Here is an 11,432-nt window from a genome sequence, read left to right as displayed (position 1 = left end):
CGTTTCATTCATAAAGCAACCTTTGTCCACATAACATGTACTACAACTGAGCTTGTACGGATTAAGCTGATTAAATGATGATGTGGAGTGAGTAGGTTGAATCGTACATGGTGGAAAAGAGCTTCATTCATTGCAGCGAGCATGCTGATGCTTGCGGTACTAGTGAAAATGAATGGAAACATTTCGAGCTTTATGCAACATATTAAAGAGCAGGATGCTGTATATACATTTGTTCAAGTAAATCGTAGTGATTCTGAAAAAGCCGAGTTACTCAAGCAAATTAAGGAAGAGGCAGAAAAGCTGAGAGTTGAACCAATCAATGCCCGAATTGACCGCGTGTATAAAGCAATCCCAGGTTACAACGGACTAGAGGTAGACATTGATGCTACCTATGAATTAAATGTAAATACAGTACGAGGTGCACAGCTGCGATTTATTTATCGTGAGGTAGAGCCCGCAGTGCAGCTAGAGGATTTAGGAAGTTATCCGATCTATAAAGGGAATCCAGAAAAAAGATCGGTGGCGTTAATGATTAATGTGGCTTGGGGCAATGAGTATTTGGATTCAATCCTTAATACGTTAAAGACGGAGGATGTAAAGGCTACTTTCTTCTTTGATGGATCATGGCTTAGCAAAAACAAAGAGCTCGCCCTCCGAATTCAGCAGGAAGGACATGAAATATCCAACCATGCCTACAGCCATCCGGATATGGCGACTTTGTCTCGATCGGAGCAGCAACGACAGATTGTTAAAACAGAGCAACTACTGAAGGAAATGAACGTCAATAATCAATGGTTCGCACCGCCGTCCGGCTCCTTTAATGCTACGACTGTGCAAGTTGCCAGAGAACAGGGGCTTCTGACGGTACTATGGACGATTGACACGATTGATTGGCGCAATCCTACGTCAGATCAAGTAATGGCACGTATTAAGTCTAATCTTGAGCCTGGCGCAATGATTCTGATGCATCCAACGGCAGCAACCGAACAGACATTGCCGATGATGATTCAATATATGAAGGAGAAAGGATATATACCTGGTACTGTTGCACATACCCTTTCTTCAGAACGATTGCACGATGCAGTTGAGGGAGTAGACATATTTTGATATAGTGATATCATTCACATAAATGCTTGCGATGTAACTTTTCGTTGCAAGGGAGTATAGTAAGAAACTACGAAAAGTATTGGTAATGCTTCCGAAGCAACTTTTCGTTGCAAGGAAGTATGGCTGAACTTACGAAAAGGTTTAGGAGGGCGCTTGGTGGAAAAATACAAGCTTAGCAACGGCATGCGTGTCGTTGTCGAACAAATTCCTACCGTACGATCTGTTTCATTCGGTATATGGGTAAAGAATGGTTCCCGCAATGAAACGGTACATAATAACGGAATTTCACATTTTATTGAACACATGATGTTCAAGGGAACAGGAAAGCGCAGTGCACGCGATATTGCTGACTTATTTGATGGGATCGGCGGTAATGTGAATGCATTTACCGCTAAGGAATACACCTGTTACTTTGCTAAGGTGCTTGATTCTCATTTGCCACTAGCTGTTGATGTATTGGCAGATATGTTTTTTAATTCGCAAATGGATAAAGAAGAGCTCGCGAAGGAGCGTAACGTCATACTAGAAGAGATATCGATGTATGAGGATACACCGGATGATCGAGTTCATGATGAAGTGGCTAAGTCTGCCTATGGCGACCATCCGCTTGCTTATACGATTTTAGGTACGGAGCAGACTCTTGAATCGATGAGCTCCGAGGATTTGCTGCAATTTATGAAGGATCGTTATACCATAGATAATATCGTGTTGAGTGTTGCAGGTAATATTGAGCCGAAAAGCTTAATTGAGCTGCTGGAAACATATTTTGGACATTATCGGAATGATGCGACTGAGCCAACGAGCATTACGGCTCCAAGCTTTATTGGTGATTATTCATTCTTCCAAAAGAAAACGGAGCAAAATCATATCTGCATATCATTTCCAGGCTTCGCGATGGGCACTCCGCTGCAGAATGCAATGATTTTACTTAATAATGCGCTGGGCGGCGGTATGAGCTCACGTCTGTTTCAAGTGATACGTGAGGAGCGGGGATTAGCTTATTCCGTTTATTCCTATCATAGTGCAGCTGCAGATTCTGGTCTTTTTACGATTTATGCTGGAACTGCACCAAAGCAAACCGAAGAGGTTGTCAATTTAACGATGGAGCTTATGCATGAAGTTGGAAGCAAAGGCCTATCGGAAGCGGAGCTTATTCGAGGCAAGGAGCAGCTCAAAGGCTCGCTTATCCTTAATCTTGAAAGCACGAGCAGTCGTATGAATCGAAATGGCAAGCATGAGCTTATGCTCGGTAAGCATAATTCGATTGATGCCTTGCTAGCTCGTATTGATGCGATTACGATGGATGATATTAAAGAAGTGACTAAGACGATGCTCGCAACACCTTTTGCTATTTCAATGGTTGGTGCAAGCGACAAAGCAATTGCTAACCTTAGGAGGGATCAGCTTGTATCAAGTGTTATTTAAAAGAATGCCTGGCAATGAGGATTTAGCTATACCCAAAAGGATGACAGAAGGCTCCGCAGGCTTTGATCTGCAGGCGGCAGTTGATGAACCCATCATTCTTGCTCCTGGTGAGCGCAAGCTGATTCCGACTGGCTTTGCCATGGCAATGCCTAATGAGCTGGAGGCGCAAATTCGTCCGCGCAGCGGTCTAGCATACAAGCACGGGATTACATGCTTGAATACACCTGGCACCATCGATGCTGATTATCGTGGAGAGGTGAAGGTATTGCTTGTTAATTTTGGTAGCGAGCCATTCACGATTGAGCGTGGTGAACGAATTGCACAAATGCTGTTTGGACTTGTACCAAAGGTTGCAATCGAAGAAGCTGATGAGCTGCCAGACACCGTTCGCGGTGCAGGCGGTTTTGGACATACAGGAGTATAGGTTTTATATCGAGCGACAAAAAGAGCAGTATGCCGAATAGGCATACTGCTCTTTTTTTGTGCTCAGCTTGAGGGCTTTAGTTTGGTTATGTAATGAGTCTTTTAGGTATCAAGCATTAGTGTTTGCTTAGATATGTTGTGCGTCCTTGCTCAAGCTTTGATGGTTATGGCGAGGTGTTAGCTGAATATAGCAATACAAGGTTTGCTCAACGCTCACCGTGAGCGGAGGAGCAAAGCGATTCTGTAAAACGAAGTGGCTCGCCTTTAAGGCCTGATTCGACCTTGTTGAACTTTAAAAAGATTCAGCTCTAGTTATACACCTATTTTTGTGCAACCGCATAGTATAGCATATATTTTTGAGCCAGAAAGGAGTGTGCCCCATGTTAACGGGCGTAAATGTACTTCTGCTTGGCGGAGATGCAAGGCAGCTTGAAATCATTAATAAGCTTTGCGAAAACAATGCAACAGTCAGCATCTGTGGTTTTGAACAGAAGAAGGAATTGCCTGATAAAGCAATTTCAATTGAGCTGAATAAACAGGCTTTTGCTAAGCTTGATGCACTTTTGCTGCCAGCTGTCGGTTGCGATGACGATGGATATGTGCATACCGTTTTCAGCAGCGAAACGATACAGCTAACAGATGAACTGCTTGCTGCCTTACCTAAAACTTGCGTCATTTATGCAGGCATGGCTAAACCTTATTTGAAGGAGCTCTGTGCGCGTCACCAATTACAGCTAGTAGAGTTGTTCGAGCGTGATGATATTGCAATCTTTAATTCGATACCGACGGTGGAAGGCGCGCTTATGATGGCCATTCAGCATACCGATATCACCATTCACCGATCTCACTCGATGGTTCTGGGGTTCGGCCGAACGGGAATTTCTATGGCGAGAGGTTTGCAGGCATTGGGTTCGAACGTGTGGGTTGGTGTAAATCGAAGCCAGCACTTTGCACGTGCTTATGAAATGGGCTTTCAGCCTTTCTACACAAAGGATCTTGAGCAATATGTGGTGAATATTGACTTGCTTTTTAATACAATTCCGACTATGATTATCACAGCACAAATAATCGACAAACTACAAAAAAGCGCGGTTATTATCGATCTTGCGACAAAGCCAGGGGGAACAGATTTTTCCTATGCTGAGTCAAAAGAGATAAAAGCGTTGCTTGCGCCAGGACTGCCTGGCATTGTAGCTCCGAAGACAGCAGGTCTAATTCTCGCCGATTGCTTAAGCCAATTACTATTGGATCAAATGAAGCGGAGGGAATTATGATGGATTGGAACGGAAAAACAGTTGGTTATGCGCTGTCAGGCTCACATTGCACATTTGAAGAGGTAATGCCGCAAATCCAACGATTTGTTGATGCAGGAGCGAATGTCATTCCGATTGTGTCCAATACGTTGATTACGACGGATACTCGTTTTGGCACGGCCGAAAAATGGCGTAATGAGCTTAATAGAATTACAGGTAATGAGATTGTCTCTACTATCGTGCAAGCAGAGCCGCTTGGACCATCGAAAAAAATTGATGTCCTTACGATCGCTCCTTGTACTGGTAATACAACAAGTAGACTTGCAAATGCAATCACGGATAGCGCCGTGCTAATGGCTGCTAAATCCCAAATGCGCAATGGTAGGCCAATCGTTATTGCGATTTCGACTAATGATGGATTAGGCTTAAATCTAGCGAATATTGCCAAGCTCATTGTTACGAAAAATATTTATTTTGTACCGTTCGGTCAAGATGATCCTATCAATAAACCGAATTCTTTAGTTGCTAGAATGGACTTGATTATGGAAGCATGTGAAGCGGCCTTGCAAGGTAAGCAGCTGCAGCCACTTTTAGTCGAGCGCCATTAATATATAAGTAATAGAGGGGAGAAGCATCATATGTCAAATCAAAAATTATACAATGTAGCAGTTGTCGGATCAACGGGAGCAGTAGGGGAACAAATTATTAAGCTGTTGGAGACGAGAAACTTCCCTATAAATGAGATCAAATTTTTATCTTCAGCACGTTCAGCTGGTAAAACTCTTACGTTTAGAGGGCAGGAGCATGTCATTGAGGAAGCAACACCAGATAGCTTTAATGGAGTAGAAATTGCACTATTTAGTGCTGGTGGTGACGTAAGTAAGGCATTAGCGCCTGAGGCAGCAAAGCGTGGTGTTGTTTGTATCGATAATACGAGTGCATTCCGTATGGATCCAAATGCTCCGCTTGTTGTTCCAGAGGTTAACGCTGATAAAATTAAGGAGCATAATGGTATAATTGCCAATCCGAACTGCTCTACGATCCAAATGGTCGTAGCACTTAAACCGCTGCATGATCGTTACCGTATTAAACGTGTTATCGTTTCGACGTATCAAGCCGTTTCTGGAGCAGGTGCTCGTGCGATTCAAGAAACACTTGACCAAACACGTGCTGTACTTGACGAAAAACCATTTACACCAGATGTATTGCCAGTTGGGGGACTACCTGTAAAGCATCAAATTGCATTTAATGCGATTCCGCAAATTGATAAGTTTACAGAAAACGGCTATACCTTTGAAGAAATGAAAATGACAAACGAAACAAAAAAAATTATGGGTGACGATTCGATTGAAGTATCTGCTACTTGTGTTCGAATCCCTGTTATTTACGGACATTCAGAATCCGTATATGTTGAATTTGATGAGCAATTCGACGTTGAAGAAGTGAAGGAATTGCTAGCAGCTGCGCCAGGCGTTACGCTTGTGGATGATCCTGCTAATCAGCAATATCCTTTAGCTACCGATTCAGCTGGCAAGCCAGATGTTTTCGTAGGCCGCATTCGTCGTGATATTACGAGTGAAAAAGGCTTGAACATGTGGATTGTGTCTGACAACCTACTAAAAGGCGCTGCATGGAATGCAGTACAAATCGCAGAATATATTGCAAAAGGCTAATGGCCTTCACTTCGTCAACTTAGGCTGTGTACCTTGGAGGCGAAGTAAGTTATGCGAATCATTGTTCAAAAATTTGGCGGTACGTCTTTATCGACTAGTCAAGCTAAGGAACATGTAATCCAACATATAAAGCGCGAACGTGACAACGGCTATGCCGTTGTCGTCGTTGTATCTGCGATCGGTAGAAGAGGTGATCCATACGCTACCGATACACTGCTTGATCAATTGCAGCCCTATGGGCACGCCATTGATCTGAAAGAGCGGGATATGCTGTTAAGCTGCGGTGAACTAATTAGCGCGACGTTAATTGGGGCACAGATACGTTCGGAAGGAATTCCTGCATTGGTGCTCTCTGGTGGAGAGGCCGGCATTGAGACTGATGAGGAGTATGGATCAGCTAAGATCATAGCTATAAAACCAGAGCGGATATTAAAGGCTTTGGAGGCTGATCATGTTGTTGTCGTCACAGGCTTTCAAGGAATGACGAAGCACGGGGCTGTTACAACGCTTGGCAGAGGGGGAAGCGATACATCTGCGACGGCGCTTGGCGCAGCTCTTAAGGCTGAGATCGTTGATATATATACCGATGTGAATGGAATTTTAACGGCTGATCCCAAGCTAGTAAGCGATGCAAAACCGATTGCACAAGTGAGCTACGCTGAAATTTGCCATATGGCGAGAGAAGGAGCAAAAGTCGTTCACCCACGCGCGGTTGAGATCGCTCAGCAGGCACGCATACCTGTTCGTATTCGGTCAACGTTTTCGAATGAGGAAGGCACATTAGTGCAGGATGCAGCTTGGGAGCATAATGAACACGCTGTGCTGGACCGGCACGTGACCGGTATCGCGTATGCCAAAGGTATTACTCAGCTTTACGTATCGGGAACCGATGAGCGTAAACATGACCCTCAGCTAATATTTGAGACGCTAGCTAATCATCAGATTAGTGTTGATTTTATCAATGTATCAGCTTCACATTCGATATTTACTGTGCAAGCAGAACAGAATAGAATCGCTTATACACTGCTGCAGGAACGTGGCTTTCATGTTCTGCTTAATGATGAGTGTGCTAAAATCTCAATTATTGGCGGTGGGATGAATGGTCAACCCGGTGTCATGGCTCGTATTGTCGCAGCTTTAACAAAAGAAAGTATTCCAATTCTGCAATCTGCAGATTCCAATGCTGCGATCTGGGTTCTTGTAAAAGAGGAGTACATGTCGAAAGCATTAACAGCACTGCATTCAACGTTTGATCTTAATCGTTAAACACTATACAATGATGAATATGATGTCTGATATATGGCAAATGGTAGGAGGAATTCGGATGGAGTTCGGAAGATTGATTACCGCAATGGTAACGCCTTTCGATAGCGAAGGTAATATTGATTGGTCGACAACGGAAAAGCTATTGGAGCGTTTAATTGTGGATCAGCAAAGTGACAGTATTGTCGTAGCTGGCACGACCGGTGAATCACCAACCTTAACACATGAAGAAAAATTAGAGCTGTTCTCATTTGCTGTGAAGCAGGCTAACGGCAGAGTAAAGATTATTGCTGGTACTGGCAGTAATAATACTCGTGCTTCCATTGAATTATCACGGGAGGCAGAGCAGTGTGGCGTCGATGGTTTATTGCTCGTTGCACCGTATTACAATAAGCCATCTCAGGAAGGGTTGTACCTTCATTTTAAATCCATTGCTGAGAGCACAAAGCTACCAGTAATGCTTTACAACGTTGAAGGTAGAACGGGTGTCAATATTTCTGCTCAAACTACACTTCGTCTAGCAGAGCTGCCAAACGTCGTTGCAACGAAGGACTGCGCTAATTTGGAGCAGCTTACAACAATTGCAGCAGGCGCACCAGAAGGCTTCCGTATTTACTCTGGCGATGATAGTGCTGCGCTGCCTGCAATGGCGGTTGGAGCATATGGCATCGTAAGTGTGGCCTCTCACATTGTTGGTAAAGAAATGAAGGATATGATTAATAGCTATGTCTCAGGAGACGTTGTAAAGGCTGCTAAGCTACATCAGGAGCTATCACCAGTATTTAAGGGGTTATTCCACTGTCCGCATCCTACACCTAATCCTGTGCCGGTTAAGCACGCGCTTTCGCTTGTAGGTTTACCGGTAGGCTCCGTTCGCTTGCCACTGGCGCCAATTACGCCAGATGAAGCAAGTTTTGTTGCTTCACTCAAGCCGATTAAAGATCAATTACAATAGAAATAAATGCTTTTGAGAAGGCTGCATGTCAACTTGGCATGCAGCCTTTTTCCATTGCATTATGGTTGAAAAGTGGGGGAATACTACAATCAACAACAAGCTTTATGTTAGCATTTGGTGCGTAGGACTAGGATGATTACGAACTGTTCCATCATTTCACAGGCATATTTTGTATCTCGACTTGTGTAATTACTTTTTAATCATGTATAATGGAGTTAAGTGAATGGGTGCGGCAAGTAAATATTTAATTTTGTAAATTCCGTCAGAGCGGCATCTGACGTTTTTTAGTAATAGATTTGTGAATAATCAACGGAAAAATGACTGTAGGAGGTTTAGATTCACTTGTCAAAAAAGAATAGCCAAGATAAATTATTGGTCTTCGCTTTGGGCGGGGTCGGTGAGATCGGTAAGAACATGTATGTTGTTCAATACAATGATGATATTGTCGTTGTAGATGCCGGCCTTAAGTTCCCAGAGGAGGACATGCTAGGGATTGATATTGTCATTCCAGATGTAGCCTATCTTATAGAGAATCATGATAAAGTACGTGGAATTATCGTTACACATGGTCACGAAGATCATATCGGTGGACTTCCATATGTACTAAAAAGCCTAAAGGTTCCTGTATATGCAACCAAGCTAACTTTGGGACTTATTGATGTTAAGCTTAAGGAAGCAGGAATTCTAGGAGATACAAAGCGGATTTTAATTAGTGCTGATAGTGAATTGCAGCTTGGATCAATTAAAGCGAGCTTTTTCAAAACAAATCACAGCATACCCGATTCTGTAGGCGTTTGCTTGGACACACCAGAAGGTACAATTGTTCATACAGGTGATTTCAAGTTCGATCATTCTCCTGTTAATGAGCAATATGCGGATTTACAACGTATTGCAGAGATTGGAAAAAAAGGAGTGTTAGCACTTCTATCTGACTCAACAAATGCAGAACGTCCAGGATATACTCCATCAGAAAAAAATGTAGGTAACCGATTAGAGGAAATCTTCCGTACAGCTACTCAGCGTGTCGTCGTTGCTACGTTTGCATCTAATGTGCATCGTATTCAGCAAGTGATTAACGCTGCGATTGCAACTCGCCGCAAAATTGCAGTCGTAGGTCGTAGCATGGTTAACGTTGTTACGATTGCGAATGAGCTAGGATACTTGAACATCCCAGAAGGTATGCTTATTGAGCCTGAGGAAGTAAATCGTTTAGCTGCTGACAGAGTCGTTATATTGTGCACAGGCAGCCAAGGCGAACCGATGAGTGCATTAACGCGCATGGCACGTTCTACGCACCGTAAAGTCGATATTTTACCGGGAGATACGGTGATCATTGCCGCGACACCTATCCCTGGTAATGAACGCTATGTAGGTAGAACGGTAGATGAGCTGTACCGTCTCGGAGCTAATGTAATTTATGGTTCTGGATCAGTATCTGGCGTCCATGTATCAGGTCACGGTAGCCAAGAAGAACTAAAGCTGATGTTAAATCTTGTTAAACCAAAATATTTTATTCCAATACACGGCGAATATCGTATGCTTCGCATCCATGCCGATTTAGCCGAAGAAGTTGGAATTGAGCCGGAAAATGTATTCGTTCTTGACAACGGAGACACTGTCGAGTTTCAAAATGGTCAAGCTGCAAGAGGACCAAAAGTACCAGCAGGTCGTGTGTTAATCGATGGCCTTGGGGTTGGAGACGTAGGAAACATTGTATTAAGAGATCGCAAGCTGCTTTCGCAGGATGGAATCTTAGTCGTAGTTGTAACTTTAAGCAAAGAAGACGGCACGATATTGTCAGGTCCAGACATTATTTCACGTGGATTCGTGTATGTTCGTGAATCAGAAGGTCTGCTTGATGAAGCAAATCGTATCGTAACTTCTACATTAAATAAATTAATGAGTGATAAAGTGAACGAATGGGCTTCACTAAAAACGAACGTAAAAGACTCTCTAGGACGTTTCCTATATGAGCAAACACGTCGTCGCCCTATGATTTTGCCAATAATTATGGAAGTATAAGATTGCTTTCCATTCACCTAAAACTAGCCATCCGCTCTTAACAGAGCTGGATGGCTAGTTTTTTGTTTCATTAATTGGATTTCAGGTGATGTAGGATAAAAACAGAATAAGTACCCATACTAACGACATAAATTGATATTAGTAAGGGAGAGAAGTGCTACATGTCAACTAAATTAAAGCAAGAGCAGGATATTCAGGAAAATAATAGCCCAAGTGAAAATCCGCAGCCTAATCCTATGCCTAATAACCCAAATCAAAATCCAAATCAAAACCAGAATCAAGACCAAGCAATGAATGCGATCCAGCAGCTAGGAACTGCTGCACTGCCACAACCGCAGGAAAGTAATATTCATTGCATAACCATCATTGGACAAATTGAAGGTCATATGATACTTCCTCCACAAAACAAAACAACGAAGTATGAGCATATTATTCCACAGCTTGTTGCCGCAGAGCAAAATAGTAAGGTTGAGGGCATGCTCATTATTCTTAACACAGTAGGAGGGGATGTGGAAGCAGGCCTTGCTATTGCTGAGATGATTTCATCGATGTCAAAGCCATCGGTAACGCTTGTTTTAGGTGGCGGACACTCAATTGGTGTGCCGATCGCCGTGTCTGGCAACGTGTCTTTTATTGCCGAAACAGCTACAATGACGATTCATCCGATTCGAATGAATGGACTAGTTATAGGTGTCCCGCAATCTTTTGAATACTTGGAAAAAATGCAAGAAAGAGTAACAAGATTTGTCGTTGCTCACTCTAATATCTCCGAAGAAACCTTTAGAACGTTAATGCTTAAAACTGGAGAGTTGACGAGAGATATTGGTACAACAATTATCGGAAGTGAAGCTGTTCAGCATGGCTTAATTGATCGAGTTGGAGGAATTGGTGAAGCAATGCTGGAATTAAAGCAGCTAATCGCGATGTCGAAAGGAGAAGTACATTAATGCTGCACACCATTGTGCCCGTTGAATTTATATACGGGGAGCAGGCAACAGAGAATGAGGTTGTCAATTATGTGTACGAAGGAATGCTAATGGAGGTTAAGCCGCTAAAAACAGGTAAAGCATTAGTAGTTAGGCTAATTAATCCTCCACTGGATTGTTACTTAGATACTCGTTATGCCCCGGGTTCTCTCATCCCGTTCCATCAAGAATAATTTGTTAATGGTGTTAACTAAAAGCTAACTTACACATCATCATGTGTAGTTAGCTTTTTATTATTTCAGGGCATGGTACTAGCATCGTATAAGTAATATTAGAGTATTTGTGATCATAGCCCCTCCCTAAACCATGTGATATAATGGAAAAA

Annotated in this window: 11 protein-coding genes; all 11 read left to right on the top strand. The window is 42.9% G+C overall.

The annotated features are described in order from the left end of the window. Positions 1-96 precede the first annotated feature (96 nt). The 11 genes from M3180_RS01395 to M3180_RS01345 all read left to right on the top strand — a co-directional run bounded on the left by M3180_RS01395 (position 97) and on the right by M3180_RS01345 (position 11,280). Entirely contained in the window at positions 97-1,107 is a 1,011-nt protein-coding gene (locus tag M3180_RS01395) for a polysaccharide deacetylase family protein (protein WP_251665432.1), read from the top strand. Positions 1,108-1,263: 156 nt separating this feature from the next. Then, complete coding sequence (locus M3180_RS01390) at positions 1,264-2,532, top strand: M16 family metallopeptidase (protein WP_251665431.1); 1,269 nt, start codon at positions 1,264-1,266, stop codon at positions 2,530-2,532. A gap of 4 nt (positions 2,533-2,536) precedes the next feature. Continuing rightward, a complete protein-coding gene (dut, locus tag M3180_RS01385; RefSeq protein ID WP_251666334.1) occupies positions 2,537-2,956 on the top strand; it encodes a dUTP diphosphatase in 420 nt (139 codons plus the stop codon). Positions 2,957-3,335: 379 nt separating this feature from the next. Beyond that, positions 3,336-4,229, top strand: a complete 894-nt coding sequence (dpsA, locus tag M3180_RS01380) for a dipicolinate synthase subunit DpsA (protein ID WP_251665430.1) — start codon at positions 3,336-3,338, stop codon at positions 4,227-4,229. Beyond that, a complete protein-coding gene (locus M3180_RS01375; protein ID WP_251666333.1) occupies positions 4,229-4,816 on the top strand; it encodes a dipicolinate synthase subunit B in 588 nt (195 codons plus the stop codon). Before dpsA ends, M3180_RS01375 begins: the two co-directional genes overlap by 1 nt. 30 nt (positions 4,817-4,846) lie before the next feature. Then, entirely contained in the window at positions 4,847-5,881 is a 1,035-nt protein-coding gene (locus M3180_RS01370) for an aspartate-semialdehyde dehydrogenase (RefSeq protein ID WP_251665429.1), read from the top strand. A gap of 51 nt (positions 5,882-5,932) precedes the next feature. Continuing rightward, positions 5,933-7,147, top strand: a complete 1,215-nt coding sequence (gene dapG / locus M3180_RS01365) for an aspartate kinase (RefSeq protein WP_251665428.1) — start codon at positions 5,933-5,935, stop codon at positions 7,145-7,147. 58 nt (positions 7,148-7,205) lie between these two features. Then, complete coding sequence (gene dapA, locus M3180_RS01360; RefSeq protein ID WP_251665427.1) at positions 7,206-8,099, top strand: 4-hydroxy-tetrahydrodipicolinate synthase; 894 nt, start codon at positions 7,206-7,208, stop codon at positions 8,097-8,099. A 342-nt stretch (positions 8,100-8,441) separates the two neighbouring features. Continuing rightward, the gene (locus M3180_RS01355) at positions 8,442-10,121 is read left to right on the top strand and encodes a ribonuclease J (RefSeq protein WP_251665426.1); all 1,680 of its coding nucleotides are present in this window, start codon (positions 8,442-8,444) and stop codon (positions 10,119-10,121) included. A gap of 236 nt (positions 10,122-10,357) precedes the next feature. After that, complete coding sequence (locus M3180_RS01350) at positions 10,358-11,068, top strand: ClpP family protease (RefSeq protein ID WP_251666332.1); 711 nt, start codon at positions 10,358-10,360, stop codon at positions 11,066-11,068. Continuing rightward, positions 11,068-11,280 carry a YlzJ-like family protein gene (locus M3180_RS01345; RefSeq protein ID WP_251665425.1) on the top strand — a complete coding sequence of 71 codons (213 nt, stop codon included), beginning with the start codon at positions 11,068-11,070 and terminating at the stop codon, positions 11,278-11,280. Before M3180_RS01350 ends, M3180_RS01345 begins: the two co-directional genes overlap by 1 nt. The last annotated feature ends 152 nt before the right edge of the window (positions 11,281-11,432 follow it).

It is taken from the genome of Paenibacillus camelliae (assembly GCF_023715345.1).
In the GTDB taxonomy this organism is placed as follows: domain Bacteria; phylum Bacillota; class Bacilli; order Paenibacillales; family Paenibacillaceae; genus Pristimantibacillus; species Pristimantibacillus camelliae.
This window is presented reverse-complemented; position numbering and strand designations above follow the sequence as displayed.

Bases quoted from the DNA above. Each gene is read 5' to 3' on its own strand.
- dapA (WP_251665427.1), top strand. From the start codon at position 7,206: ATGGAGTTCGGAAGATTGATTACCGCAATGGTAACGCCTTTCGATAGC.
- dpsA (WP_251665430.1), top strand. From the start codon at position 3,336: ATGTTAACGGGCGTAAATGTACTTCTGCTTGGCGGAGATGCAAGGCAG.
- dut (WP_251666334.1), top strand. From the start codon at position 2,537: ATGCCTGGCAATGAGGATTTAGCTATACCCAAAAGGATGACAGAAGGC.
- dapG (WP_251665428.1), top strand. From the start codon at position 5,933: ATGCGAATCATTGTTCAAAAATTTGGCGGTACGTCTTTATCGACTAGT.
- M3180_RS01345 (WP_251665425.1), top strand. From the start codon at position 11,068: ATGCTGCACACCATTGTGCCCGTTGAATTTATATACGGGGAGCAGGCA.
- M3180_RS01375 (WP_251666333.1), top strand. From the start codon at position 4,229: ATGGATTGGAACGGAAAAACAGTTGGTTATGCGCTGTCAGGCTCACAT.
- M3180_RS01350 (WP_251666332.1), top strand. From the start codon at position 10,358: ATGCCTAATAACCCAAATCAAAATCCAAATCAAAACCAGAATCAAGAC.
- M3180_RS01370 (WP_251665429.1), top strand. From the start codon at position 4,847: ATGTCAAATCAAAAATTATACAATGTAGCAGTTGTCGGATCAACGGGA.